The sequence below is a fragment of the Massilia sp. 01N417 genome (genome assembly GCF_056399645.1).
Window position 1 is genome coordinate 162,845 of the sequence record NZ_JBFTRS010000009.1, and the last position, 24,840, is coordinate 187,684.

The 24,840-nt window shown below is 63.7% G+C and carries 24 protein-coding genes and 1 pseudogene; 13 read left to right on the forward strand and 12 right to left on the reverse strand.

The annotated features are described in order from the left end of the window. Positions 1–418: 418 nt before the first annotated feature. The gene (locus tag AC1DOQ_RS12310) at positions 419–1,450 is read left to right on the forward strand and encodes a PEP-CTERM sorting domain-containing protein (protein ID WP_477363987.1); all 1,032 of its coding nucleotides are present in this window, start codon (positions 419–421) and stop codon (positions 1,448–1,450) included. On the opposite strand, the pseudogene AC1DOQ_RS12315 reads toward AC1DOQ_RS12310, so the two are convergent. From AC1DOQ_RS12315 to dnaA, 4 genes and pseudogenes are all read right to left on the reverse strand, one after another. Beyond that, positions 1,447–2,106 (reverse strand): annotated as a pseudogene (locus AC1DOQ_RS12315) (DDE-type integrase/transposase/recombinase); the annotation flags it as partial. The gene AC1DOQ_RS12310 and the pseudogene AC1DOQ_RS12315 sit on opposite strands and share 4 nt — an antisense overlap. A gap of 476 nt (positions 2,107–2,582) precedes the next feature. Next, positions 2,583–5,087, reverse strand: a complete 2,505-nt coding sequence (gyrB, locus tag AC1DOQ_RS12320) for a DNA topoisomerase (ATP-hydrolyzing) subunit B (protein ID WP_477363990.1) — start codon at positions 5,085–5,087, stop codon at positions 2,583–2,585. A gap of 209 nt (positions 5,088–5,296) precedes the next feature. Continuing rightward, positions 5,297–6,403 (reverse strand): DNA polymerase III subunit beta, encoded by a 1,107-nt coding sequence (gene dnaN / locus AC1DOQ_RS12325; RefSeq protein WP_477363993.1) that lies wholly within the window; start codon positions 6,401–6,403, stop codon positions 5,297–5,299. Between the two features lie 73 nt (positions 6,404–6,476). Beyond that, on the reverse strand, positions 6,477–7,901 hold the full coding sequence (gene dnaA / locus AC1DOQ_RS12330; protein ID WP_477363996.1) for a chromosomal replication initiator protein DnaA: 1,425 nt from the start codon (positions 7,899–7,901) through the stop codon (positions 6,477–6,479). 359 nt (positions 7,902–8,260) lie between these two features. Between dnaA and rpmH the strand changes: the two genes are divergently transcribed. The 6 genes from rpmH (at position 8,261) to AC1DOQ_RS12360 (ending at position 12,631) form a co-directional block, all read left to right on the forward strand. Beyond that, entirely contained in the window at positions 8,261–8,395 is a 135-nt protein-coding gene (gene rpmH, locus AC1DOQ_RS12335) for a 50S ribosomal protein L34 (RefSeq protein WP_075796440.1), read from the forward strand. A 37-nt stretch (positions 8,396–8,432) separates the two neighbouring features. Continuing rightward, a complete protein-coding gene (gene rnpA, locus AC1DOQ_RS12340) occupies positions 8,433–8,855 on the forward strand; it encodes a ribonuclease P protein component (protein WP_477363999.1) in 423 nt (140 codons plus the stop codon). Further along, on the forward strand, positions 8,852–9,094 hold the full coding sequence (gene yidD / locus AC1DOQ_RS12345) for a membrane protein insertion efficiency factor YidD (RefSeq protein WP_477364002.1): 243 nt from the start codon (positions 8,852–8,854) through the stop codon (positions 9,092–9,094). Before rnpA ends, yidD begins: the two co-directional genes overlap by 4 nt. Before the next feature lie 10 nt (positions 9,095–9,104). Further along, positions 9,105–10,778 carry a membrane protein insertase YidC gene (yidC, locus tag AC1DOQ_RS12350; protein ID WP_477364005.1) on the forward strand — a complete coding sequence of 558 codons (1,674 nt, stop codon included), beginning with the start codon at positions 9,105–9,107 and terminating at the stop codon, positions 10,776–10,778. 122 nt (positions 10,779–10,900) lie between these two features. Continuing rightward, the gene (gene mnmE, locus AC1DOQ_RS12355; protein ID WP_477364008.1) at positions 10,901–12,280 is read left to right on the forward strand and encodes a tRNA uridine-5-carboxymethylaminomethyl(34) synthesis GTPase MnmE; all 1,380 of its coding nucleotides are present in this window, start codon (positions 10,901–10,903) and stop codon (positions 12,278–12,280) included. Positions 12,281–12,355: 75 nt separating this feature from the next. Then, positions 12,356–12,631, forward strand: coding sequence for a hypothetical protein (locus AC1DOQ_RS12360; RefSeq protein WP_477364011.1), 276 nt, complete (start codon positions 12,356–12,358; stop codon positions 12,629–12,631). 22 nt (positions 12,632–12,653) lie between these two features. Here the strand turns inward: AC1DOQ_RS12360 and AC1DOQ_RS12365 are convergent, their stop codons facing one another. Both AC1DOQ_RS12365 and AC1DOQ_RS12370 read right to left on the reverse strand, forming a co-directional pair. Continuing rightward, on the reverse strand, positions 12,654–13,685 hold the full coding sequence (locus tag AC1DOQ_RS12365) for a GGDEF domain-containing protein (RefSeq protein WP_477364014.1): 1,032 nt from the start codon (positions 13,683–13,685) through the stop codon (positions 12,654–12,656). Between the two features lie 42 nt (positions 13,686–13,727). Next, complete coding sequence (locus AC1DOQ_RS12370; RefSeq protein WP_477364017.1) at positions 13,728–13,964, reverse strand: hypothetical protein; 237 nt, start codon at positions 13,962–13,964, stop codon at positions 13,728–13,730. Between the two features lie 228 nt (positions 13,965–14,192). Between AC1DOQ_RS12370 and AC1DOQ_RS12375 the strand changes: the two genes are divergently transcribed. Then, a complete protein-coding gene (locus AC1DOQ_RS12375; RefSeq protein ID WP_477364079.1) occupies positions 14,193–15,383 on the forward strand; it encodes a DesA family fatty acid desaturase in 1,191 nt (396 codons plus the stop codon). A 243-nt stretch (positions 15,384–15,626) separates the two neighbouring features. After that, a complete protein-coding gene (locus tag AC1DOQ_RS12380) occupies positions 15,627–16,817 on the forward strand; it encodes a PAS domain-containing sensor histidine kinase (protein WP_477364020.1) in 1,191 nt (396 codons plus the stop codon). Here the strand turns inward: AC1DOQ_RS12380 and AC1DOQ_RS12385 are convergent. Further along, a complete protein-coding gene (locus AC1DOQ_RS12385) occupies positions 16,808–17,725 on the reverse strand; it encodes a LysR family transcriptional regulator (protein WP_477364023.1) in 918 nt (305 codons plus the stop codon). The genes AC1DOQ_RS12380 and AC1DOQ_RS12385 overlap by 10 nt on opposite strands. Before the next feature lie 116 nt (positions 17,726–17,841). Here AC1DOQ_RS12385 and AC1DOQ_RS12390 point away from each other — a divergent pair, with 116 nt between their 5' ends. From AC1DOQ_RS12390 to AC1DOQ_RS12400, 3 genes are all read left to right on the forward strand, one after another. Then, positions 17,842–18,609 carry an SDR family NAD(P)-dependent oxidoreductase gene (locus AC1DOQ_RS12390; protein WP_477364026.1) on the forward strand — a complete coding sequence of 256 codons (768 nt, stop codon included), beginning with the start codon at positions 17,842–17,844 and terminating at the stop codon, positions 18,607–18,609. Between the two features lie 51 nt (positions 18,610–18,660). Then, positions 18,661–19,230 carry a DUF1439 domain-containing protein gene (locus AC1DOQ_RS12395; protein ID WP_477364029.1) on the forward strand — a complete coding sequence of 190 codons (570 nt, stop codon included), beginning with the start codon at positions 18,661–18,663 and terminating at the stop codon, positions 19,228–19,230. 338 nt (positions 19,231–19,568) lie between these two features. Beyond that, complete coding sequence (locus AC1DOQ_RS12400; protein WP_442121271.1) at positions 19,569–19,787, forward strand: hypothetical protein; 219 nt, start codon at positions 19,569–19,571, stop codon at positions 19,785–19,787. Here AC1DOQ_RS12400 and AC1DOQ_RS12405 read toward each other — a convergent pair. Both AC1DOQ_RS12405 and AC1DOQ_RS12410 read right to left on the reverse strand, forming a co-directional pair. After that, entirely contained in the window at positions 19,777–20,361 is a 585-nt protein-coding gene (locus tag AC1DOQ_RS12405) for an Hpt domain-containing protein (protein WP_477364032.1), read from the reverse strand. The two genes, AC1DOQ_RS12400 and AC1DOQ_RS12405, sit on opposite strands and share 11 nt — an antisense overlap. A 9-nt stretch (positions 20,362–20,370) precedes the next feature. After that, positions 20,371–21,342 carry a CAP domain-containing protein gene (locus AC1DOQ_RS12410; RefSeq protein ID WP_477364035.1) on the reverse strand — a complete coding sequence of 324 codons (972 nt, stop codon included), beginning with the start codon at positions 21,340–21,342 and terminating at the stop codon, positions 20,371–20,373. Between the two features lie 149 nt (positions 21,343–21,491). Here AC1DOQ_RS12410 and pssA point away from each other — a divergent pair, with 149 nt between their 5' ends. Then, positions 21,492–22,271 (forward strand): CDP-diacylglycerol--serine O-phosphatidyltransferase, encoded by a 780-nt coding sequence (pssA, locus tag AC1DOQ_RS12415; RefSeq protein WP_477364038.1) that lies wholly within the window; start codon positions 21,492–21,494, stop codon positions 22,269–22,271. 33 nt (positions 22,272–22,304) lie between these two features. Here the strand turns inward: pssA and AC1DOQ_RS12420 are convergent, their stop codons facing one another. From AC1DOQ_RS12420 to AC1DOQ_RS12430, 3 genes are all read right to left on the reverse strand, one after another. Further along, positions 22,305–22,628, reverse strand: coding sequence for a metal-sensitive transcriptional regulator (locus tag AC1DOQ_RS12420; protein WP_477364041.1), 324 nt, complete (start codon positions 22,626–22,628; stop codon positions 22,305–22,307). Beyond that, entirely contained in the window at positions 22,625–23,551 is a 927-nt protein-coding gene (locus AC1DOQ_RS12425) for an aldo/keto reductase (protein ID WP_477364044.1), read from the reverse strand. Before AC1DOQ_RS12425 ends, AC1DOQ_RS12420 begins: the two co-directional genes overlap by 4 nt. A gap of 139 nt (positions 23,552–23,690) precedes the next feature. Beyond that, entirely contained in the window at positions 23,691–24,839 is a 1,149-nt protein-coding gene (locus AC1DOQ_RS12430) for a D-alanyl-D-alanine carboxypeptidase family protein (RefSeq protein WP_477364046.1), read from the reverse strand. Position 24,840 lies beyond the last annotated feature (1 nt).

The following is a 24,840-nucleotide window of genomic DNA, read 5'->3' on the forward strand; positions in this document are numbered from 1 at the left end:
TTCCCCCCTTCCTTTTATTTAATGTCCCGCACGGCAACCAGCCAACGCTTTTCATCTTTTCTCTACCTGTACAGCGTACGAGCGACACGTTTATGATACGGAATAATGCCGGTCGGTGTCAGACATAGATTCTACCCAACAAATATTCGCTTCCGGTCAATGTCGACGCATTTGACAATCGCGATGCATGCCAAAATTAAATATCTTTAAAATGAAGGATTTGGCGAATTGGTATATCTCTTGCTTCTTCGGTACTATACCAATATCAGGCCAAAGGGGATTTATTTACAAAAATTGTGTGCGGTTGTTCGCTATCGACTGCGCAATCAAAGCAAGAAAAGCACTTAGAAACACTGTCATATTTCTTGTATCTAGCGATTAGAGGGTGCCCGCATTCCCTAATCTAATGGAGGAAATAATGATTAATCGCAAGAAAGCAAAAAATCCGGCGTTCCCTATTGTCGCGTTCTCGCTGCTTACAGCACTTGGTTCCGCTTCTAACGAAGTGGCAGCAGAACCCATCTATAACGGTGGACCCGTTCTAGGGGGAATGACAACCGTTAACCTTATCTATTATGGCTGGGGAAGTCAGGTCGCAACTGCACAGCCAATTTTTAATAATTTCATTAGCGGGATAAGTGGTACTCACTGGTGGGGGATCACTCGCTTTTATAGTGATAGGACGAACAGTCCACTTGGAGTTCAGCTAGGCCAATCAATTGCCCTAGATGCATCTACTTATGGTACTTCACTCAACCAATCTACGATCGGTGCCATAGCCAGAAATAGTCCGCAGGCACAGGGGAATAATCTTAACTTGGTTCTAACGGGGCCATCGATCTCTGTTGAAAACTTTGGAGTAACGAATTGTGGATGGCATACTTATTCTGGGTCGTTTGTTTATGGATTCGTTGGCAATGCGAAAAATACTCCTACCTGCATTGATAATCTAGTGCAATTCCGAGGCGATCCGTTCGTCGGTGGGATGCTATCTGTCATTGCACATGAACTCACGGAAGCGATTAGTGATCCATACCTTTCAGCATGGAAGGAGCCTGGCCCGCAAACTGCGACAAGCGGCAGAGAAAATGCCGACATGTGTGCCTGGAAGTATTCAGGAATACAACACGATTCATTTGGGGCATTTAATCAGACCTTTGGGGGGCAAAATTACCTTATTCAAGATAACTGGCTTTTAGGTCAGGGGGTAATGCCGTCGTTTTGTTCTTTCACTGAATTGCCAAAAACCACCTTTTGCCGCCCTGGCTTCCAGTGTAAGCCGGACTTTGGCGAAACTTACGATAGTCCATTAGCCCAGAGATTTCAATCGGACATTGAGGAGCCAGAACCAAAACAAGGAACGGTGCCAGAGCCATCTATGCTTGCCTTGTTGGGAGTGGGTTTAATGTGTCTTCGTTTTGCACATCGGCGTGATCGTCGACGTGACTAAGTGTCCAGTCTTGTTTGATCATAAACGCGTTTGACGAATAATTCAGGTCGCTTCTGCTGCCACTCCTTAAGTGTCGAGTCCCGTTTGATCGTAAACGCGTTTAACGAATAATTCTGGCCGTTTCTATTGCCACTCCTTGAGCGCGAGAATGGGCTTTTTACAGCCGATGGCACGTTGCGGAATGTGGTGGTTGTACAGCTTCAAATAGTTCTGCGAGGTGGCGTGCAGGTCGCCAGGCGATGTTCGGCAGGCAGGGCTGCGCAAGCGACGTCGAAAGCATGCTTGCCGCTGGGCTTCTTGTCTTTGGTAGCGAAACGGTCGGTAAATTGCGAGCCGTTGTCGGTGAGGATCTTATTGATCTTGATGGGCGAAGCCAGCTTGAGTCGACGCAGGAAATCGACGCTGCTTGCCTCGGTCATGTCGCCGTAGATGTGCATGAAAACCCAGCGCGTTGCACGGTCGATAGCGACGAACAGATAGCGGCGCGAGGTCTCATCAGGCATCTGTGGAAGGTACTTGATGTCGATGTGAATGAAGCCCGGTTCGTAGTCCTTGAAAGTCTTTTTCGGCGTGATCTTCTCTCCCTCGGCCGTCGCAATCAAGTCCGTCAGGCGCGACATGCCTTCACGCTTGAGCAGGCGCGCAGCCTTTGCACGAAACAAAGGCCAGCTACGGCGACGAACATGATCGCACGATACTAAACAAGTAACATTCAGTTGCCTGCGTTGGCTGCTCACTATCCTTGGGACCATTAGCTTGAACTTCGGCAGGCTCTGCTTAACATTAGAACGCTACCAAGTATTGCGTTTCATCTAGACCTAGAAGCACATGCGTGGCACGTGGTCATGAAACCTGTTTGGCCGTATTTGAGACGTCTGAATTGGATATGGTATTGCCTCAATGTCGAAGCCGACCTGGTACGGCCGATTCGCCACGGTCGAGCACGGCTTTTCCCATGGCCAGCACCATGCGTCCGCCACGCGGCAGGAACGCGCAGGCCTGCCTTAACGGAACATGACAAGTGCCTTTGGAAAATAGAAAGGCCCACGCAGATGCATGGGCCTCTTGGTGTTCAGGCTTTTGACAGCTTATGCTTCTCAAACTGCCAAGTTTTGGGTCGGCCTACACGGGATCAAACGTCGATATTCCCCGCCTGCAGCGCATTCGACTCAATGAAGTTACGACGCGGCTCGACCTCATCGCCCATCAGGGTGGTAAAGATCTGGTCCGCAGCAATCGCATCCTCGATCTGCACCTTCAGCAGGCGGCGTACGGTCGGATCCATGGTGGTTTCCCACAGCTGCTCGGGATTCATCTCGCCCAGACCTTTATAGCGCTGCTTGGACACGCCACGCTCGGCTTCTTCGCGCAGCCATTCCATGGCCTGCTGGAAGTCGCGCACGGCGAATTCCTTCATCTTCTCGCCTTCGCCGCGGCGGATGATGGCGCCGTCGCCCATCAGGCCCTGGAAGGTGGCGGCCGAGCTGGCCAGGGTGGCGTAGTCGGCGCCGGCCACGAAGTCGGCGTCGATCGAGGTCACCTGCACGTTGCCGTGGTGGATGCGCTCGATGCGCAGTGCGTGCTTGTCCGACAGTTCGTCGGAGCGCACGCCCACCTTCACGCTCGGGTCCTTGACCGCGTCGGCGAGGGCCTGGGCCGACTTCTCGGCGGCTTCCTGGCTCGACAGGTCGAGGGTCACGCCGGTCATGATGGCGGACAGCGCGGCGCGGTCGATCACGCGCGTCAGGCGCATCATGATGGCGTTGGCCTTGTTGTACTTCTCGACCAGGTCGCCCAGGGCGCCGTCGGTGATCGGTTCGGCGCCGTCTTTCGGCAGCAGGGCGGCGCTGTTCAGGGCCACGCGCATCATGTAGCTCGCTTCCTCGACGTCGTCCTTCAGGTAGCGCTCGTCGCGGCCGGCCTTCACCTTGTACAGCGGCGGCTGGGCGATGTAGATGTGGCCGCGTTCGACCAGCTGCGGCATCTGGCGGTAGAACAGCGTCAGCAGCAGGGTGCGGATGTGGGCGCCGTCGACGTCCGCGTCGGTCATGATGATGATGCGGTGGTAGCGCAGCTTGTCGACGTTGAACTCGTCCGGGCCGATCGAGGTGCCGAGGGTCGCGATCAGGGTCGTGATCTGCTCCGACGACAGCATCTTCTCGAAGCGAGCCTTTTCCACGTTCAGCACCTTGCCGCGCAGCGGCAGGATGGCCTGGAATTTACGGTCGCGGCCCTGCTTGGCCGAACCGCCTGCGGAGTCACCCTCGACGATGTACAGCTCGGCCAGCGCCGGGTCGCGTTCCTGGCAGTCGGCCAGCTTCGAGGACAGGCCCAGCCCGTCCATCACGCCCTTGCGGCGGGTCAGGTCGCGGGCTTTACGCGCCGCTTCACGCGCGCGCGCTGCTTCGACGATCTTGCCGCAGATGATCTTGGCGTCGTTCGGCTTTTCGTTCAGGAAGTCGGTGAGCGTCTTCGCCACGATCTCTTCGACCGGGCCGCGCACTTCCGACGACACGAGTTTATCTTTCGTCTGCGACGAGAACTTCGGCTCCGGCACTTTCACGGACAGCACGCAGGTCAGGCCCTCGCGCATGTCGTCGCCCGAGATCTCGACCTTCGCCTTCTTGGCGAATTCGTTCTCGTCGATGTACTTGTTGATCACGCGGGTCATCGCCGCGCGCAGGCCGGTCAGGTGGGTACCACCGTCGCGCTGCGGGATGTTGTTGGTGAAGCACAGCACCTGCTCGTTGTAGGAGTCGTTCCACTGCATCGACACGTCCACCGAGATGTTGGTGCCCTGGTCCGACAGGCGGTCGCCGGTGGCCTGGAACACGGTCGGGTGCAGGACGGCCTTGGCCTTGTTGATGTACTCCACGAAGCCGCGGGTGCCGCCTTCGAAGGCGAACACTTCTTCCTTGCCGGTGCGCTGGTCGCTCAGCTTGATGTTGACGCCGTTGTTCAGGAAGGACAGTTCGCGGATACGCTTCGACAGGATCTCGTAGTGGTACTCGACGGTCGTGAAGATTTCCTCGTCGGCCCAGAAATGCACTTCGGTGCCGCGCTTGTCGGTGTCGCCGAGGATCTTCATCGGCGAGACTTCGACGCCGTCGACGACTTCGATGATGCGGTCCATCGGCACGCCGCGCGAGAATTCCAGCTGGTGCACCTTGCCGTTCTGGCGCACGGTCACGCGCAGCAGTTTCGACAGTGCGTTCACGCAGGAGACGCCGACGCCGTGCAGGCCGCCCGACACCTTGTACGCGTTCTGGTTGAACTTGCCGCCGGCGTGCAGTTCGGTCAGGGCGATCTCGGTGGCCGAGCGCTTCGGCTCGTGCTTGTCGTCCATCTTGATGCCGGTCGGGATGCCGCGGCCGTTGTCGGTGATCGAGATCGAGTTGTCGGAGTGGATCGTGACGTGGATCTCGGAGCAGAAGCCGGCCAGGGCTTCGTCGATCGAGTTGTCCAGCACCTCGAACACCAGGTGGTGCAGGCCGGTGCCGTCCGACGTGTCGCCGATGTACATGCCCGGACGCTTACGCACGGCCTCCAGGCCTTCGAGGATCTGAATCGACGAGGCGCCGTACTCTTCCGCCTTGGCAGGAGAGGTTTCCAAAACTTCTTGAGTGTTCTCGGACATGACTGCTTTCTCAAATAACGGTGAATCGGACGGCGCGTTCGTGGCGTGCCGTCTAACTCGTCTGTTGGTGTGGGGGAAAAGCGTGCGGCGCCGGTGTTGACCAGCTCAGCATGAATTCCCGCTTTCGCGGGAACGACGGCTGGGAGGCCGGCCGGCCCTTTTACCGTCGTCCCCTCCAATAGGACGAATATATGGGCGCTTTGCCCTAATTAAATACGCATCGGCATGACGACGTACTTGAAGTCGCCATTTTCAGGAATCGAAATCAAAGCCGACGAGTTCGAATCGCCCAGCGAGATGTTTACCTGGTCGCACTTCAGGTTGTTCAGCACGTCCAGCAGGTAGGTCACGTTGAAACCGATGTCGATCGAATCGCCGCCGTAATCGATTTCCAGTTCTTCCACCGCCTCTTCCTGGTCGGCGTTGGTCGAGCTGATCTTCATCGAGCCCGGGGCGATCAGGCAACGCACGCCCTTGAACTTGTCGCTGGTCATGATCGCGGCGCGCTGCAGCGAACGCAGCAATTCGTCGCGGCCGATCGTGAAGTCGTTCTTGTAACCTTTCGGGATCACGCGGGTGTAGTCAGGGAACTTGCCCTCGACCAGCTTCGACACCAGTTCGATGTCGGCGAAGGTCAGTTTCACCTGCGAGGCGGCGATGTCCAGGCGGACGGTCTCGTCGCTTTCTTCCAGCAGGCGCTGCAGTTCGATGATGGTCTTGCGCGGAATGATGACTTCCTGGCGCTCGAAGGACTGCTCGGCTTCCACCTGGGCGAAGGCGAGGCGGTGGCCGTCGGTCGCGACCGCGATCACGTTGTTACCGTCCAGCACCAGCAGCAGGCCGTTCAGGTAGTAGCGGATGTCCTGCTGGGCCATCGCGAAGTGCACCATGTTAAACAGGTGCTTCAGCGTCTTTTGCGGCAGGGTGACGGAGGCGTTGTAGCTGTCGGCCACCGAGACGGTCGGGAATTCCTCGGCCGCCAGGGTCTGCAGGGCGAAGCGCGACTTGCCGCTCTGCACGGTCAGGCGCTTGTTCAGCAGGGTCATCGTCACGTCGCCCGATTCCGGCAGGGCGCGCAGGATGTCGAGCAGCTTGCGGGCCGCGACGGTGGTGCCGGTTTCTTCAGGGCCCGAGCCGATATTGGCCAGGGTCGTGATCTGCACCTCGGTGTCGGTCGACAGGAAAGAAACGCTCTCGCCATTCTTGCGGATGAGGATATTGGCCAGAATCGGCATGGTGTGCCGACGCTCGACAATACCACTCACGATCTGCAGTGGCCGGAGAAGCGTGTCTCGGGTGGTTTTGACCAGTTGCATAAATATCCCTCAGTTTTTTATAAGGTGAAAATGTTGTCTGTGCAATATTTTGCCAGAAATCACTAAGCGAACCTCAGCCTTTCAGCGTCTGCTCCAAAACGTGCAGTTCGTGGTTGCATTCGGCGTTCTTCTGGCGGTCCTGGGCGATCTTGCGCACCGCGTGCAGCACCGTCGTATGGTCGCGGCCGCCGAACAGCTCGCCGATCTCCGGCAAGCTCTTCTGAGTCAGCTCTTTCGCCAGGTACATCGCGATCTGGCGCGGACGGGCGATGTTGGCCGGACGGCGCTTCGAATACATGTCCGCGACCTTAATGTTGAAGAAGTCGGCCACGGTCTTCTGGATGTTCTCCACCGAAATCTGGCGGTTCTGCACCGACAGCAGATCCTTCAGGGCTTCCTTCACCACGTCGATGGTGATTTCCTTGCCGTGGAAACGCGAGTAGGCCAGGATCTTGCGCAGCGCGCCTTCCAGCTCGCGCACGTTGGAGCGCAGGTGCTTGGCCACGAAGAAGGCGACGTCGTCGTTCAGTACCACGCCTTCCGATTCCGCCTTCTTCATCAGGATCGCCACCCGCATCTCGAGTTCCGGCGGTTCGATCGCGACCGTCAGGCCGGAGTCGAAGCGCGAGATCAGGCGGTCGTCCATGCCGGTGATCTCTTTCGGATAGGTATCCGAGGTGATGATGATCTGCTTCTTGGCGGCGATCAGCGCTTCGAAGGCATAGAAAAACTCTTCCTGCGTGCGGCTCTTGCCGCCGAAGAACTGGATATCGTCGATCAGCAGCATGTCCAGCGAGTGGTAGTAATGCTTGAAGTCGTCGAAGCCCTTGCGCTGGTAGGCGGTGACGACGTCGCGCACGTACTGCTCGGCGTGGATGTAGCGGATGCGCGCACCCGGCTGGTCCGCCATGACCTGGTTGCCGATCGCGTGGATCAGGTGGGTCTTACCGAGGCCGACGCCGCCGTAGAAGAACAGCGGGTTGTAGGAGACGCCCGGATTGTTCGCGACCTGGATCGCGGCGGCGCGCGCCAGCTGGTTGGCCTTACCGGTCACGAAGTTCTCGAAGGTGAGTTCCGGATTGACGCGGCTCTGCTCGCGGCGCGGGTTGTTGGCGATGACGTTGTCCGGCGTAATCACCGGGGTGGCCGGCACGGTGTTGTCGGCGGCGGCATTGATGCCGATCGCGCCCGCAGCCATCTCTGCGGTCGAGCTGGTCGGCTGGCGATTGCTCACCGCGTCTGGTTTCTTCGGCAGGTTCCGCGGGTCGAGCACGAACTGCACGTCGACCGGCCGCTCCCAGAACTCGGAGGCGAGGGCGGTGATGCGATTGGCGAACTGCGATTTTACCCAGTCGAGCTTGAAGCGGTTGGGCGCCGCAATGCGCAGCTTGCCGTCCTCATAGTCGAGGGCGACGAGTGGTTTGATCCACGCGGTATATTGCTGCGGCGTCAGCTCGAGTTCCAACTGCGTAGAACAGGCTTGCCAAAAGTTTTCCATACATCGACTTAGTTAAGCGTAACACTCTATTTTAACTGTCTTCTCGGAAGTTATCCACAGGCGCGGCAGGTTTTTTCCACCGAATCTCAACAGCGTGATGCACAAGCGCAACCGTTTTTCCTGCACCCGCGGCGGCGCTGCAATGCAACAGCTTCCTTGACAGCTCGACTGAAAATGCTGTCTAATTCAGGGTTCCCCGCCCACACGCATTGCCGACTCAGGCACTCAGCACATGGGCGAACAAGCTTTGCTGAGGCGTGACGCTGGCTTAACAACTGCGAAATGTCATCGGCGTATTGCCGGCTCAAGAGACGCCGGCTCCGATTTTTTGCATTCTTTTTGCTTTAAGCGAGACCACCATGAAACGTACTTACCAACCTTCCGTCGTTCGTCGCAAGCGTACGCACGGCTTCCGCGCACGTATGGCTACCCGTGGTGGCCGTCTGGTCCTGAACGCACGCCGCGCCAAGGGCCGCAAGCGTCTGGCTGTCTAAGCCAACTGACGCCCCTGTCGACCGCGCATCAGTAATAATGACAGGCGAAGGTTCGCACGACTTCGCGCGCGTTCGGCGTATCGTAAAAACGGATGAGTTTTCATCCGTTTTTCGTTTGCGCCCTGCACAAAAAACCGCGCATTTCGTGCTCTATACCCGACCGAACGACCTGCCGCACGCGCGGCTGGGCGTCGTCGCGGCCAAGCGTTTCGCTCCGCGCGCGGTCACGCGCAACACCATCAAGCGCATCACGCGCGAACTGTTCCGCACCACGCCGCTCCCCGGCATCGACTGCATCGTGCGTCTCGCGCGGCCGGTCAATGCCAAGGACGGCCCGGCCACGACCGCGGCCCTGAAGACGCAGTTGCGCGCCGAGCTGGCGCGCCTGTTCGCCTCGCAGGCCCCACGGCCGCGCAAGCCGGCGCCTGCGCCGGGCAGCTCGGGACAGCAGCCATCATGAACTGGCTGCTCGTCCGGCTGTTGCGCGGTTACCAGTTACTGGTGTCTCCGATGTTCGGGCCGAGCTGCCGTTTCTATCCGACCTGTTCCAATTACGCGATCGAAGCGGTGCGCACGCATGGCGCCGCCCGCGGCGGCTGGCTGGCCTTGCGCCGCGTCTGCCGCTGCCATCCCTGGAACGCGGGCGGTGTCGACCCGGTGCCACCCCCACCAACCGCTTGCGGTTGCAACCATTCCTGAATAAGACCCCATGGAAATCAATAAACGTACCATCCTGTGGATCGTGTTCGCCGTCTCGCTGGTCGTCCTCTGGAACGACTGGATGGTGGCCAACGGCAAGCAGTCGATGTTCTCGCCGGCGCCGCCTGCCAAGGTCGCGACCGCGCCCGCGGCCCAGCCGAAAGTAAACGATCTGCCGGCCCAGACCGCTACGCCCGCATCCGTGCCCGAGTCCGGAGCGACGCCGGTTCCAGCCGAAGGCGCCGCCGCACCGGCACCGATCCAGACCAAGATCATCACGATCACGACCGACGTCTACAAGGCCGACATCGACACCGCCGGTGGCGTGATCCGCCGTCTGGAGCTGCTGAAGTTCCGCGACAAGGTCGACAACACCAAGAACCAGCTGCTGTTCCACGTCGACCAGGCCAAGGGCCGCCTCTACCTGGCGCAGACCGGCCTGACCCCGGCCGCGACCGGCGTCCTGCCGAACCACAACACCCCGTTCGTGGCCAAGCCATTGGTGGACAACGGCAACCAGATCCAGCTGGTGCTGGAAGCGGAGCAGGGTGGCGTGCGTCTGACCAAGACCTTCACCTTCCACCGCGGCGACTACGTGATCGGCGTGCGCCATGACGTGACCAATATCGGCACCGTGCCGGTCTCGCCGTCGCTCTACCTGCAGCTGCAGCACGACGGCAGCAAGCCGGAAGGCGACACCTACTTCAACAGCAGCTACACCGGTCCGACCCTGTACACCTCGCAGGACAAGTACCAGAAGCTGACCTTCGAGAAGATCGCCAAGGGCAACGCCGAGCACGCGACCAAGGCCACCGACGGCTGGATCGCGATCTCGCAGCACTTCTTCGTCTCGGCCTTCATCCCGCCGGAGAAGGTCCAGCGCGACATCTACACGAAGAGCCTGGGTAACAACCTGTTCGCCATCGGCACCGTGATCCCGCTGGGCACCGTGGCGCCGGGCGCGACCGTGTCCGACGAGGCCCGCCTGTACTCGGGTCCGCAGGAAGAGAAAGTGCTGGAGAAGGTCACCCCGGGCCTGGAACTGGTGCGCGACTACGGCTGGGCGACCATCATCGCCAAGCCGATTTTCTGGACCATGGACCAGCTGCACCAGATGATCGGTAACTGGGGCTGGACCATCGTCGCCTTCACCATCCTGATCAAGCTGCTGTTCTTCCCGCTGTCCGCAGCCGGCTACCGCAGCATGGCCAAGATGAAGACCGTGACGCCGAAGATGCAGGCGATCCGCGAGCGTTACAAGAGCGATCCGGTCAAGATGCAGCAGGCCACCATGGAGCTGTACAAGACCGAGAAGATCAACCCGCTGGGCGGCTGCCTGCCGATCCTGATCCAGATGCCGGTGTTCCTGGCCCTGTACTGGACCCTGCAGGCCGCGGTCGAGATGCGCGGCGCGCCGTGGATCCTGTGGATTCACGACCTGACCGCCCCGGACCCGTTCTACGTGCTGCCGATCCTGTACGCGATCTCGATGTTCGTGACGACCCGCCTGAACCCGCAGCCGGCCGATCCGATGCAGGCCAAGATGATGATGTTCATGCCGCTGGCATTCTCGGTCATCTTCATCTTCTTCCCGTCGGGCCTGGTGCTGTACTGGGTGGTGAACAACCTGATCTCGATGGCGCAGCAGTATGTGATCACCAAGAAGTATGCGCCGGCGAAGTAAGTTCTTTTCGCTGCGATGACAAGGAGCCCGTGCTTGCACGGGCTTTTTATTTAGTTGGCCCCAAAATCGTCATTCCCGCGAACGCGGGAATGACGTTGGGGACGTTGGTACAATCTCCCATCATGAAACTCGACACCTCCCCCATAGCCGCCATCGCCACCGCCCCCGGCCGCGGCGGCATCGGCGTCGTGCGCGCTTCCGGCAAGTCGCTGGCGCCGCTGATCGACGCCCTGTTCCCCGGCCTGAAGCTGGCCCCGCGCCACGCCACCTACATCCCGTTCAAGGACGCCGCCGGCACCGTCATCGACGAAGGCCTGGCCCTGTACTTCAAGGGTCCTCATTCCTATACCGGCGAGGACGTGCTGGAACTGCAGGGCCACGGCGGCCCGGTGGTGCTGCGCATGCTGCTGGCGCGGGTGCTGGAAGCCGGCGCGGACTTCGGCCTGCGCCTGGCCGAGCCGGGCGAATTCACGCGCCGCGCCTTCCTGAACGACAAGCTCGACCTGGCCCAGGCCGAGGCCGTGGCCGACCTGATCGACGCCTCCACGGAAGCCGCCGCCAAGTCGGCCTCGCAATCGCTGTCCGGCGCCTTCTCGAAAGTCGTGCACGAACTGGTCGACAAGACCATCAACCTGCGCATGCTGGTCGAGGCCACGCTCGACTTCCCGGAGGAGGAGATCGACTTCCTCGAGAAATCCAATGCGCGCGGCCAGCTGGCCGGCATCATCGACGCGCTGGAACACGTGTTCCGCCAGGCCGCGCAGGGCGCCCTGCTGCGCGAGGGCCTGAACGTGGTGCTGGTCGGCCAGCCGAACGTGGGCAAGTCCTCGCTGCTGAACGCGTTGGCCGGCGCCGACGTCGCCATCGTCACCCCGATCGCCGGCACCACGCGCGACAAGGTCAGCGAGACCATCCAGGTCGAGGGCATCCCGCTGAACATCATCGACACGGCCGGCATCCGCGCGCTGGACGAGGGTATCGACGTGGTCGAGCGCATCGGCATCGAGCGCACCTGGGGAGAAGTCGGCAAGGCCGACGTGATCCTGCACCTGCTGGACGCGAACCTGGGCCCGGCCAAGGCCGACGAGGAGATCGTCGCCGCTTTCCCGGCAGGCGTCCCGGTCGTGCGCATCTGGAACAAGATCGACCTGTCGGGCCACAAGCCATCGGTGGATGTGAGCGCGGACGCGACCCACATCTACCTGTCGGCCCACGAGAAGATCGGCATCGAGCTGCTGCGCGCGGAACTGCTGCGCATCGCCGGCTGGCAGCAGACCGGCGAGTCGCTGTACCTTGCGCGCGAACGTCACCTGATCGCCCTGCGCGCGGCCCGCGAACACCTGGACGTGGCGGCGGCCCACGCGGCGCTGGACGACCAGTCGCTCGACCTGTTTGCCGAGGAGTTGAGGCTGGCGCAGGATCAGCTGTCCAGCATTACCGGGCAGTTCACGCCGGATGATTTGCTGGGGGTGATTTTCAGCCGCTTCTGCATCGGCAAGTAGCGTCGCTGGCGTGCGCCCAAAAACGGTGAATACGCGTAGTGTCGAAGGGCTGGCCGGCATCGACGAGGAGACGTCATGATGGAACCCGAACCCGCGAACACCTTTCGCGGCTTGCCGCTGACCTCCGAGCAGGACAGCGAGATCAAGCATTACATCCACGGCAGGCAGCGTAGCGGCTTGCCATGGGACACGCCGGAATTGCAGGCAATGCTCGCGGACATGCTCAATCCTCCCGAAACCTACGAGGAAGACCGGCGTTCGATTGCCGGCAGCATGGACAAGGAGCGCTCGGCCGCGGTGCTCGATGACGAGACCGATCGCGGCGAAGACCGCTTGCGTCCCGAGTCCTGAGCCGGCATCGGCGGCGCCTCGCCTAGTGCAGGCAGCGCCGCTTGTGGGCGTACATTTCCTGGTCGGCCTGCTGGACATAGTCGAGCAGCGGCGCGTTGCCGTACGGGTCGCAGCGCACGGCGCCGGCACTGATCGACAGGCGGTAGGGCCGCTCCTGCATCAGGTTGAACGCATGCAGGTTTTCCCCCAGCCTGGACAGGATTGCGCGGGGATGCGCTTCGTCGAGCGCGAACGCGACGAACTCGTCGCCTCCCAGGCGGGCCAGCACGTCGGTATCGCGCAAGGACTCGCGCAGCACGGCGGCGGCGTCGCGGATCAGCCGGTCGCCGGTCTCGTGGCCGAGCTGGTCGTTCACCAGCTTCAGGCCATCGATGTCGGCATAGATGACCGCACAGCCGACGTGCTTGCGCCGTGCCAGCCTGAACATGTGCTCCGCCTGGACGAAAAAGCCGCGCCGGTTGTTCAGGCCCGTCAGCACGTCGGTCAGGGCGAGGGCGCGCATCTCGCCTTCGGCTTCGTCGCGCCGCGCCAGTTCGTCGGCATGCGCCTGGGCCGTGCCCGCCATCTGTTCGTACTGGGTCGAGACCAGGTCCTCCAGCATGCTCCGGGACGAGATCCTGCCCAGCGTCGCAACGGACAGCTCGAGGATCGTTTCGAGCAGGCGGCTGCGGCGGCTCCACTCCTCCGGCGCAGCCTCATGCGCCCAGCCGGCGGCCAGCACGGCCATCGCGCGCCGGGTGGGCACCCCGACCAGCATCGTGCGCGGTTCCGGCATGGGGACGGCTTCGCTCTCCAGCCGCGCCACCGCCGCGCGATGCCAATCGTGGTTGCGGCCAACCCTGCTTGGCCTGCCGCCGCAGTCGAAGCCGATGGATTCGTTGACCTCGCCGCGAACCAGCAGCAAGGCCTTGTCGACCTTGGCCAGGTCGGCCATCGCGCGGCCGGCCAACGCCAGTGCGGCCAGGGGTTCGTCCACCTGCATCAGCTCGCGCGACATGGTGAGCAGGGCCTGCAATTGATGGACTTCGGCGTCCGGACCGGCGTTCAGCATCATCGAGCATTCTCCGTTAACGGTGGGGCTGGCCTGGGCGCGGCATCACTGGTCGTCCGGCGCGGACGGCGTGATCGCTTCCGATACCGATTGGCCGGCGCTCTCACGGCGACGCAAATCCGGGTGGTCGAGGACGCGCGCGATGACGCCGTCCGGCACGTGCTTGTGCTGCATGTAGCGCCTGGCGAGTTCGGCATCGCGTATCGCCAGGATGTTCAGTCCGCGCGCCACGGCATTGGCCGTCGATTCGTCGGTACGCCGCTGGCGCTCGTTGATGTGCATCGGTTCTCCGTGACAGGACGGCGGACGCGGGCGCCGCACGTCGGGGATGACGTTCAGCAGCCGCGTCATACGCCGGTGCGGTCCATCATACGCGCCGTACCAGCAGGTCGCCAGCGATTTTCGCCCCGCGTTCGCGCATGCCGCACGGCACGCATTGGACGGGAAGGGCGATCCGGCGCAGCCTTGTCGTGTACCGGATGACCCGGGGGGAGACAGCGAATGGAATCCATGTGGCAGCCAGTCCTGCGGTGGCTGGCCAGCGGCCTGCTGGGGTGGAGCCCCTGGCAGATCGCGGCGTATACCGTGGTCACGACGCACCTGACCATCGTCGCCGTAACCGTTTACCTGCACCGCTGCCAGGCGCACCTCGCGCTCGACCTGCATCCGGCCGCCAGCCATGCGTTCCGCTTCTGGTTGTGGATCGCCACCGGCATGGTCACGCGCGAGTGGGTAGCGGTGCATCGCAAGCACCACGCCTGTTGCGAGCGGGAGGGCGATCCGCACAGTCCGCAACTGTTCGGCATCCGCAAGGTGCTGTTGCAGGGTACCGAGCTTTACCGGGCGCAGGCGCGCGATGCCGCGCTCGTGCGGCGCTACGGCCACGGCACGCCCGACGACTGGCTCGAACGCCACGTGTACGGCGTGCTGCCATGGCAGGGCGTCGGCCTGCTGCTGGTCGCGGATCTCGCCATGTTCGGCATCGCCGGCCTGAGCGTGTGGGGAGTCCAGATGCTGTGGATTCCGGTCACCGCCGCGGGCATCGTGAACGGGATCGGCCACTATCTGGGTTACCGCAGCTTCGACGGCCCGACAGCCGCCGCCAACATCCTCCCCTGGGGCATCGCGATCGGGGGCGAGGAACTGCACAACAATCACCACGCCTTCCCGACCTCCGCCAAGCTGTCGGTGCGCTGGTTCGAGTTCGACATCGGCTGGGCCTACATCCGCGTTCTCGAATGGGCCGGACTCGCGCGCATCAGGAACCTGGCGCCGCGAACGCCGTCGAGGCGATCGCCCGCCGCGACGCTGAGCGCCGCCACCGTGGACGGCATCATCGCCTGCCGCCAGCACATCATGCGCGCCTATGGCCAGATGGCCGTGCGGGTGTTCCGCGACGAACTGCGGCAGGCGCGGATCCGCACCGGCATGCGCGAGCGCCGCCGCGCGGAACGGCTGCTGCGGCGCGATCCCGATTACATGACGCCGGCGCAGCTCGGCGCGCTGGCCGCGCTGGCCGCCCGCCATCGTGCGCTGAAGCCGATGCTGGCCATGCGCGCCGAACTGCGTGAACTCTGGCAGGGGCGGCAGGTCGATGCGCGGGAAGCGCTGGAGCGGCTGGCCGCCTGGTGCGAACGCGCGGAAAATGCGGGCGTGCCGGCGCTGCAGGGTTTCGCGGCGCGCCTTCGTGCCTACGGCTAGCGTCTCGGCCCAGGACTTGTATCCGGCGCCAGGATCGTGGCCGTCCATGCGAGGTCGGATCCGCCGCTGCCGGAAATCCGCACCTTGTCGCGGCTTCGAGTAAGCATGCTTTTCCTTGAGAGGCGCGAAGTCAATCGGTCAGTGTAGTCGACCGCGGGCGCCTGCGGCGCGCGCGCTGCGCGCCCAGGGACCACAGCCGGGCCAGTGCTTGTCCTACGCCGGACCGACGGTCGCACAGCGATAATGGACCGATCCGACAACCTGGGAGTCATCGTGACATCGATTCGTGCAAGGCAAGCGTCGGACGCAGGCAGCGCGGAGTGGCCGTCGTCCTATGGCCGGGTGATCGCCCAGATCGGCTGCCCGGCCTACTGCTGCACGCCTGCCGGCGCGGTCATTCATTGCAACCGTTCCGCGCGGCGCTTGTGGGGCGGCAGGCCCGCTCCGGACGAGGACGGGAAATGGGATGGCTTCGCCGCCCTGTACCGGCTCGACGGTTCCGCCGTCGAGAAAGCGGCGTCGCCGGCCGCGCTCGCTGCCGGCAGCGGCGTCGCGCCGCCGGCGACCGAGTTCGTCGCCGAGTCGAACGATGGCCAGCGGCGCTGCCTCGTGATCCATGCGTGCCCCATCCTGGAAGACGATGGCGCGATCGCGGGGGTGCTGTGTTCGTTCACCGACATCAGCGAGCGGCATCGCCTCGATCTCGAAGTCCAGTTCGCGCGCGACAACCGCGAAGCGTTCCTGCGCGTGCTGGCGCATGAGTTGCGCAACCCCCTGTCGTCGGTCATGGGCGCCGCGGCGCTGCTGCGGCGCCGGCCGGAGGGGCAGGACATCGTCCGCCTGGCGCGCATGATCGAGCGCCAGACGCGGCAGCTCGCGCGCTTCATCGGCGACCTGCTCGACGGTTCGCGCATCGAGCACGCGTGCGACATTGCCGTCGCGATGCGGGGCAGCAGCGTCGGTGGCGTGCTGGAACTGGTGCGCGACGCGGCCGAAGGCGTCCTGCGCGGCCGTCGCCAGACGCTGCGCGTGGATGCGGACGCGAAGGATGCCGCCCTGTGGTGCGACCCCGAGCGCCTGGCGCAGGCACTGGGCAACGCCGTGCTGAACGCCAGCGAATTCTCCGACGACGGCGCCGAGATCTCGCTGGCGGTCGCGATCGATGGCGCGCTTCTGGAGGTACAGGTGGTGGACCGCGGCATCGGCGTCGAGCCGGGCGAGCTGAACGCGATGTTCGAACCGTTCCGCAAATGCGCCGCGCATCCTTCGCGCGTGCCGACTGGAGCCGGGCTTGGCCTCGCGATCGCGCGCAGCGTGTGCCGGGCGCATGGCGGCATGGTGTCCGCCCACAGTGCCGGCCGGGGACAGGGAACGCGCTTGCGCTTCATCCTGCCGGTAGTGGGCCAGGACTGCGCATCGAAAGCTCACCCCTGACTTGCCGGATCGACCAGGTAAGGCTTCATCAGCTCCGCCACCCAGTCCATGAACGCCACCGCCCGCGCCGGCACATGGCGCCGGGTCGGATACACGAACGCCAGCGGCATCGGCGCCGGCCGGTAGTCCGGCAGCACCTCGACCAGCCGGCCGGCGCTGAATTGCTCGCGCAGGCCGGCCTGCGGCACCTGGATGATCCCCAGCCCGGCCACGCAAGCCGCTTCGTAGGAGGCGGTGCCGTTCACCGTCAGCACGCTGCCCATCGGCGCGTAATGCGTGCGCTCGCCGTCGAACCATTCCCAGGCCGGGGCGCTGCCGCCCAGCTGGGCGTCGTAGTGGATCAGGCGGTGCCGGGCGAGGTCGTCGAGCCGCCGCGGCGTGCCGTACTGTTCCAGGTAGGCCGGGCTGGCGCAGTTGACCTGCCGGTAGCTGCCCAGCGGGCGCGCCACCAGGCTGGAATCGAGCAGGGTGCCGGCGCGCAGCACGCAGTCGTAGCCTTCGCGGATCAGGTCGACGCGGCGGTCGGCGGTGCCGAGGTCGATCGTCAATTGCGGATGCCGGGCCATGAATTCTTTCATGCGCGGCAGCACCAGCTTGGTGGCCATCATCACCGACATGTCGACCCGCAGGCGGCCGGTGAGCACATCGGCGCCGCCGCGGAACATGCCGCGCAGCGCCTCGACTTCATCCAGCACTTCGCGGCTGCGCGCATGGAAGGCTTCGCCCTCCTGCGTCATCTGGACCCGGCGCGTGGTCCGCTGCAGCAGGCGCGTGCCCAGCTGCTGCTCGAGCTGGCGCACGGCGGCGGACACCGTCGCATTCGGCAGGCCGAGCTGGCGGGCGGCGCCGCTGAAGCTATCGAGTTCCGCCACCTTCAGGAAGACCTGGATCGTATCGAGTTCGTTCATGAATCCATGATTCTTCGTAAATCCTGTAAAGTCAATTCGGATTTCATGCGTTTATTACAGCAGGGACGAAGAATAAACTGGGCTCATATCAACGCAACGAAGCGAAGGAGCCCGACATGACTACCCAGAACACCTCCCGTATCGCCATCATCACCGGCGGCAGCCGTGGCCTCGGCCGCAGCATGGCCCTGCACCTGGCGCGCGACGGCGCCGACATCATCCTGACCTACCAGCAGAACGAAGCGGCCGCGCAGGATGCCGTGGCGGCGATCGAGGCGCTGGGCCGCAAGGCGGCCGCCTTGAAGCTGGACGTGGCCGACAGCGGCGCCTTCCCGGCTTTCGCCGGCCAGGTCGACGCGGTGCTGGCGGGCTGGGGCCGCGAGCGCTTCGACATCCTCGTCAACAATGCCGGCAGCGGCCTGCACGTGCCGCTGATGGAGCTGACGGAGGCGCAGTTCGACAACATGATCGCGGTCCACCTGAAGTCGGCCGTGTTCCTGACCCAGGCCCTGGCGCCGCGCCTGAACGACGGTGGCCGCATCCTGAACATCTCCAGCGGCTTGACCCGCTTCACCCTGGCCGGCGCCGGCGCGTATGCCGCGGCCAAGGGTGGCGTCGAGGTGCTGACCCGCTACCTGGCGCGCGAGCTGGCCGGACGCGGCATCTCGGTGAACACGCTGGCGCCGGGCGCCATCGCCACCGATTTCGGCGGCGGCCGGGTGCGCGACGATGCGAACATGAATGCCTGGGTGGCTTCGCAGACGGCGCTGGGCCGCGCCGGCCTGGCCGACGATATCGGCGGCGCCGCCGCCAGCCTGCTGGCCGAGGGCAGCGCCTGGATCACCGGCCAGCGCATCGAAGCCTCGGGCGGAATGGGTCTCTAAGCCGGATGTGCTACGCTTCGCCCATCTGAACAGTTCACGGGCGGGGCGGGCATGGAAAAGGGGATCACGCGGCGGCGTTTCGGTTTGACGGTGGCGGCACTGGCGGCAGGCGGGATGCTGGCTTCCTGCGCCGGCTTCACCGGACCGCGCCGCGTCGAGATCCCGCAGGCGAAGCTGCAGGCCGGCCTGGAGCGGCGCTTCCCGCTGCGTAACCGCCTGCTCCAGCTGTTCGACGTCCAGCTCACCCATCCGCGGCTGGACATCCTGCCCGACAGCGACCGCGTGGCGCTGACCCTGGACCTGGCGATATCGCCGCCTTTCCTGCGCCAGTCCTGGGCCGGCACCATGACCCTGTCCGGCCACCTCTACGTGGATGCCGCGCGCAGCGGCGTGTACATGGCCGACGCCCACGTCGACCGCTTCGACATCCAGGACATGGACAGCGCCCGCGCCAACGATCTCGGACGCGCCGCCGATGTGCTCATGAACCAGCTGGTGCGCGACGTCGCCATCTACAGCTTCCGCACGGAAGACCTGCGCTATGCCGGCGTCCAGTTCGTGCCGACCCGCCTCGATACCATTCCCGGCGCGCTGGTCGTGACCGTCGAACCGGCGCGGTGACCTGGAGCGCCCCACGCTCTTACCTCGTCGCAAATCCGAGACGCCGGGCGCGCACGATTGAAAGGCGCCGTGCGGCTGTTGCCAATACTGCTATTATTTCTCGCAGCTAGAAGTCCGGCATCGTTCGCTTCGATGAATCGGGGAGTGCCGTAACTGTTGCGTCATCAAGACTGTCGCCAGCACGCCATTGCGGAGGTAGCGCATTCGGCGCACACTGGAACGGCTTCGGGTGCGCATCAGCATGCAATGGACAAGCCGCGCTTGCGCTTTCTCATGCACACGGTGTTCCACTAAAGTAATCTTTGCGATACTGAATTGCTGCCGGTAAGGGGGTGACCTTGGGAACGATACAGGAAGGTTTTCCGGAGAAGAGCCTGGCCGTCGAGCCGCTCGTCGCCGCATCGATCGACACCGGCGCTGCGCCGGTGCCGGCGCGTCTCAGCCTGCCGCCGAAAGGCTCGTGCTGGTACTGCGAGAAACCCTTGGACAGCGTGCGCCGCTTCTGCGGCAAATCCTGTTCCGACTCCTTCGACGAAGAAGCCGAATTCACGCGCTGAGCCTGGCCAGCGCGCCTTCGAAGTCGAACACCTCGATCGCTGCCGCGACCCGGCGGTAGCGATCCTCTCCTAATTCCCTCGTCAAGCTTGCCGCGGCCTGCTGCACCAGGTCGACCGCGTCGCCGTTGCCGTCTTCGAGCAGGGCGCGCAGCCTCGCCGCCGCGCCGCCGCCGTTCCCTCCCGGCGGCGTATCCTGCCCTGCGGCCGGCCCGGGCGCGGCGTCTTCCAGCGCATCCAGTTCGCGCATCACCTCATCGAGTGCGTGTTCCAGCCGCGCCAGGGGCTGGGCGGGATCGCCGCCCTGGCGCAGCGCCTGCTCCAGTGCCTGCGCTTGCGCCTGCAGGGGCAGCGCTTCGATCATCCCGGCCGCACCCTTGATGGTATGGGCCAGGCGTTGCGCCAGCTGGAGCTTGCCGGCTTCGATGGCGTCGGCGATGACGGCCGCCGTATTCCGGTATTCCTTGCGGAAGCGCGCCAGCACGCGCGCGAACAGGGCGGCGTCGCCCATCAGGCGGGCGACGCCGTTCGCGTGGTCGATGGCGGGAGAGGAGGGATCGGGATCCGGCAGCGTCATGTGCGCCGCTTACTTGGTCGTGAACGACCAGGTCTTGCTGACCGCCGTGCCGCCCAGGGTGCCGCTGAAGCTGACGTCATAGGTGGTGCCGGCAGCCAGCGGCGACACCGGAATGATGGCCGCCACCGAGGACATGGTGGTGTTCGGGTCCTGGCCCTTCACCAGCAGGCGGGTGCTCAGGTTGGCGCCGCCGCGCGGACGCACCGTGAAGCTCTGCACGGCGATGGTCTCGGTCAGGTTCGCATGCACGCTGATCGGGTAGCCGACCCCGTTGAGGTCGGGGACCGGGTCCGGCTCCTCGTAGTGGTTCAGGAAGTTGGGCTGCACCCCGGTCTGGCCGTCGAACGGCCAGGTGACGATGGTATGGCTGGGCAGGCCCGGGCCGTAGCCGCCGGTGGCCCCGAGGTTGGTGGTGAAATAGATATAGTTGTTCGAGGCCGTGGCCGAGCCGCTGCCCATGTCCTTGAACAGGGGTTCGAACATCACGAAGCGGTGGTAGATGGCCGTGACCAGCTCCTCGGCCATGTAGAAGCCGGTGTTGTTGGTGGTGGCGGCGATGATTTCGCCGGTGGCGTAGCTGCGTACCAGCTTGTAGCCGGCGGCCTGCACGCGGTCTTCCACCGTGGCGCCGGTGAAGCCGGCCTTGTTGGATTCCTCGGTGTGGGTCACCGCATTGTTGATGCGCTGGTAGTCCGAGTGGGCCTGGGCCGCCCGGTCCAGCATGTTGTTACGCGCCAGTGCACCGACGCCGGCCTGCGTGCGCCGGTAGTTGATCCAGTTGAAGCCATCGGTCGCCACGTTGTTCGTCAGGATCGGCGCCGAGGCGTCCTGTCCCGAAAACCCGGTCGACATGCCGCCGGACGAGCCGGACGAACCGTTTGCGCCGCCGTTGCCCGAGCCGCCGCCGCCGCAGGCGGCCAGCGCCAGGGCGGTCATGAAAGCGGCGACGATGCTCTTCGCCGAATGCGGTTTGTTCATCATGTAAGACCCCCAACTTCCGGCGATACCGGCAAAAAAGAACTGCCATTCTAGGCTAATTCGCGGATTCATGACGATGCGGCGCGATAAATCCGGTTCGCACGTAAGTCCATGTAAAATAAGCCATTCTTTCCATTTGTCGAGCTGATAATTTGAAGCCTAGCCGCCAGCAACGCCTCGCACGCGCCAAGTTTGCCCTGCCCAGTTTCGTGACCCTGCTGTCGATCGCCTGCGGCTTCGGCAGCATCGTCATCTCGGTCGACAATGCCCCGGTGGGCAACCCGTCCGACTACCGCCTGGCGGCCATCCTGCTGGTGCTGGCCGGCGTCTTCGATGCCCTCGACGGCTTCGTGGCGCGCGCCACCAATACCCAGTCGGACTTCGGCGTGCAGCTCGACTCGATCGCCGACGTGATGAACTTCGGCTGTGCTCCCGGCCTGCTGCTGTACTGCTACGGTTTCGCGCAGATGAGCGCCGACCACCCGACCCTGGTGCGCATGGGCGGCCTGGCCTGCTTCGTGTTCGTCGCCTGCGGCGCGCTGCGCCTGGCGCGCTTCAATGTCATGGTGGGCAGGACCGACCCGCGTTACTTCGTCGGCATGCCGATCACCGCCGGCGCGGCATGCGTGGCCTCGGTGGTGGTAGCCTGGCCGGAGCCGGCGGCCGGCATGGTGCAGGCCTTCCTGGTGATGCTGCTGATGGTGGCGGTGGGCGCGCTGATGGTGTCGACGATCCGCTTCCCCAGTTCCAAGCAGCCGAAATCGAAGGCGATGTTCGTCGCGCTGGGCGTGTGCGTGCTGTTGCTGGCGCTGCTGCAGACGCGCTTTTTCGCGCTGTTCTTCGTACTGTATATCAGTGCGACGCTGCTGCTGAACATCGCGTGGCAGGGGGGATGGCGCGGCATTTCGCCGCCGAAGGTGTATGAAGATTGAGGTGCGTGGGCACCCCGTGCCCACGCGCGACGTTCAGGCAAATTTATCGAACAGCGCCGCCAAATGAGCGGCGCTTTGTTTTGCATCCTCCAGATCCGCCGCATTGCCGGTCTGGTTGACGATGCTGGCCGTGAGCAGCTGCACGAAGGAGCGGTCGAGCGCCTTGCGCGCCGCCGCCATCTGCTGGGCCACGGCATCGCAGTCGGACGGCGCATCGGCCAGCGCCACCAGCTTCTGGATGCCGCGCAGCTGGCCCTCGACCCGCGCCAGGCGGTTCAATAAATCCTTCTTCTGCTGCGCGCTGAGGGCGCGGCCCTCGACGATCTTCAGCGGCTCGGCCATGGCGACGTGCTTCACGCGACTTCGTGGCCGCGCGCCGCGCGCAGGATCGCGAACCAGTCGGTGCGCGACAGCTTGAAGCCGGTACCGGCCACCGCCACCGCGATAGCCTCGATGCGGCCGCTGCCGGTCAGCGGAACCGGATTCGATGGCAGCTGCATGATCCAGGCGAAGATCACGCTGGCGAAGGGCTGGTGCAGGCGGTCGGCGATTTCCTTGACCACCAAACGCAGGTTCTCGGCATTCGCCTCGTTCGAGGTGAACAGGCGTCCGCCGGCCAGCGGCGACCAGATCATCGGGTTGACACCCAGGTCCTGGAGGCCGTCGAAGGTCTCGTCGAACATCGGCGCCACGTGCAGCGGCGAGAACTCGACCTGGTTGGTGGCCAGTTCGACGCGGCGGTTCAGCACCTCGAACTGGTGGCGGCTGAAGTTCGACACGCCCACGTGCAGCACCTTGCCGGCCTGCTTCAGGCGGGTGAAGGCGTCGGCGATCTCGTCGAAGTCCATCAGCGGATCCGGACGGTGGATCAGCAGCAGGTCGAGGCGGTCGGTATGCAGCTGGCGCAGCGATTCCTCGGCCGAGGCCACGATGTGGGCGGCGCTGGTGTCGTAATGCTGGATCCTGTGTTCGGGGCGTTTGTTGGACAGCAGCTTGATGCCGCATTTGCTCACCAGCTGGATCCGGTCGCGCAGCGAGGGCTGGGCGCGCAGGGCTTCGCCGAACAGGCCTTCGACGCCGTAGTTGCCGTAGATGTCGGCGTGGTCGAAGGAGGTCACGCCCATCGCGATGCACTGTTCGATCAGCGCGATGCGCTGCTCGACCGTCATGTTCCACTCGACCATGCGCCACATGCCGGCGACGATGCGGGACAGTTCGAGTCCGTTCGCGCGGGTGGCGATGCGGGGGCAGTGCAGGTCGCGGGGGAGGGCGTGGGTCATCGTGGGTATTCCTTTGATCGGTTCGAACGATTATAGCGGTAGCGTAAACGTAGGGTGGGCACCCTGTGCCCACGCGGAAGCCAGCATGTCGCTAACGTCACGCGTGGGCACGGAGTGCCCACCCTACGTCATGCCTGGGTTACTTCATCCAGAGACGCATCGAGTCCCAGGCACGTCCGAAGATCGAGGCTTCCGACACCTCTTCCAGCGACACCACCGGCAGCGCCAGCAGCGGCTTCCCGTCGACCATCATCTTGAGGGTGCCGACGCGACCGTTCAGGGCCAGCGGAGCGACCAGCGGGTCCTTGCGTTCCAGGACCGGCTTCATCTTCTGGGCCACGCCCTTCGGCACGGTCACCAGCACGTCGTTGGGGAAGCCGATCTTCACGGTCGACTTCGAGCCCTTCCATACTTCCGGGGTGGCGATCGCCTGGCCCTTGCTGTACAGCTTGACGGTGTCGAAGTTCTGGAAGCCCCAGTTCAGCAGCTTCTGGCTTTCGGCGGTGCGGTTGCCGTCCGAAGTGGCGCCGGACAGCACCGAGATCAGGCGACGCTCGCCGGCCGTACCGTTCGGGCGGTGGGCCGAGGCGATCATCGAGAAGCCCGAGGCTTCGGTGTGGCCGGTCTTCATGCCGTCGACGGTCGGGTCGAGCCACAGCAGGCGGTTGCGGTTCTGCTGCTTGATCTTGTTATAAGTGAATTCCTTGACCGAGTCGATCTTGTAGAACTCGGGGAAGTCCTTGATCACGTGCGAGGCCAGGATCGACAGGTCGCGCGCGGTCGAGTAGTTGTCCGGGCTGGGCAGGCCGTGCGGATTGGCGAACTTGGTGTTCTTCATGCCCATGCGCTGGGCCTGTTCGTTCATCAGGTGGGCGAAGGTGCCTTCGTCGCCGGCCACGGCTTCGGCCAGCGCCACCGCCGCGTCGTTACCCGACTGGACCATCAGGCCGTACAGCAGGTCGTTGATCGAGACCGGGGTGGCCGGATCGATGAACATCTTCGAGCTGCTGCCGTCGACCTTCCAGGCACGTACCGACACATTGACCTTCTGGTCCAGCGTGATCTTCTTGTCGCGCAGGGCGCCGAAGACCACGTAGGCGGTCATGACCTTGGTGAGCGAAGCCGGTTCGATGCGCATGTCGGCATCTTGCGAAGCGATGATCTGGCCGCTGGTGACATCCAGCAGGGTCCACGAACGGGCGGCGATTTGCGGGGCCGGCACTTGCTGCGCATTGGCGGCCGACATCAGGAGGGCACTGGCGGCGAGGGCCGCGATTAACTTTTTCATG

Bases quoted from the DNA above. Each gene is read 5' to 3' on its own strand.
- AC1DOQ_RS12310 (WP_477363987.1), top strand. From the start codon at position 419: ATGATTAATCGCAAGAAAGCAAAAAATCCGGCGTTCCCTATTGTCGCG.
- gyrB (WP_477363990.1), bottom strand. From the start codon at position 5,087: ATGTCCGAGAACACTCAAGAAGTTTTGGAAACCTCTCCTGCCAAGGCG.
- dnaN (WP_477363993.1), bottom strand. From the start codon at position 6,403: ATGCAACTGGTCAAAACCACCCGAGACACGCTTCTCCGGCCACTGCAG.
- dnaA (WP_477363996.1), bottom strand. From the start codon at position 7,901: ATGGAAAACTTTTGGCAAGCCTGTTCTACGCAGTTGGAACTCGAGCTG.
- rpmH (WP_075796440.1), top strand. From the start codon at position 8,261: ATGAAACGTACTTACCAACCTTCCGTCGTTCGTCGCAAGCGTACGCAC.
- rnpA (WP_477363999.1), top strand. From the start codon at position 8,433: ATGACAGGCGAAGGTTCGCACGACTTCGCGCGCGTTCGGCGTATCGTA.
- yidD (WP_477364002.1), top strand. From the start codon at position 8,852: ATGAACTGGCTGCTCGTCCGGCTGTTGCGCGGTTACCAGTTACTGGTG.
- yidC (WP_477364005.1), top strand. From the start codon at position 9,105: ATGGAAATCAATAAACGTACCATCCTGTGGATCGTGTTCGCCGTCTCG.
- mnmE (WP_477364008.1), top strand. From the start codon at position 10,901: ATGAAACTCGACACCTCCCCCATAGCCGCCATCGCCACCGCCCCCGGC.
- AC1DOQ_RS12360 (WP_477364011.1), top strand. From the start codon at position 12,356: ATGATGGAACCCGAACCCGCGAACACCTTTCGCGGCTTGCCGCTGACC.
- AC1DOQ_RS12365 (WP_477364014.1), bottom strand. From the start codon at position 13,685: ATGATGCTGAACGCCGGTCCGGACGCCGAAGTCCATCAATTGCAGGCC.
- AC1DOQ_RS12370 (WP_477364017.1), bottom strand. From the start codon at position 13,964: ATGCACATCAACGAGCGCCAGCGGCGTACCGACGAATCGACGGCCAAT.
- AC1DOQ_RS12375 (WP_477364079.1), top strand. From the start codon at position 14,193: ATGTGGCAGCCAGTCCTGCGGTGGCTGGCCAGCGGCCTGCTGGGGTGG.
- AC1DOQ_RS12380 (WP_477364020.1), top strand. From the start codon at position 15,627: ATGGACCGATCCGACAACCTGGGAGTCATCGTGACATCGATTCGTGCA.
- AC1DOQ_RS12385 (WP_477364023.1), bottom strand. From the start codon at position 17,725: ATGAACGAACTCGATACGATCCAGGTCTTCCTGAAGGTGGCGGAACTC.
- AC1DOQ_RS12390 (WP_477364026.1), top strand. From the start codon at position 17,842: ATGACTACCCAGAACACCTCCCGTATCGCCATCATCACCGGCGGCAGC.
- AC1DOQ_RS12395 (WP_477364029.1), top strand. From the start codon at position 18,661: ATGGAAAAGGGGATCACGCGGCGGCGTTTCGGTTTGACGGTGGCGGCA.
- AC1DOQ_RS12405 (WP_477364032.1), bottom strand. From the start codon at position 20,361: ATGACGCTGCCGGATCCCGATCCCTCCTCTCCCGCCATCGACCACGCG.
- AC1DOQ_RS12410 (WP_477364035.1), bottom strand. From the start codon at position 21,342: ATGATGAACAAACCGCATTCGGCGAAGAGCATCGTCGCCGCTTTCATG.
- AC1DOQ_RS12425 (WP_477364044.1), bottom strand. From the start codon at position 23,551: ATGACCCACGCCCTCCCCCGCGACCTGCACTGCCCCCGCATCGCCACC.
- AC1DOQ_RS12430 (WP_477364046.1), bottom strand. From the start codon at position 24,839: ATGAAAAAGTTAATCGCGGCCCTCGCCGCCAGTGCCCTCCTGATGTCG.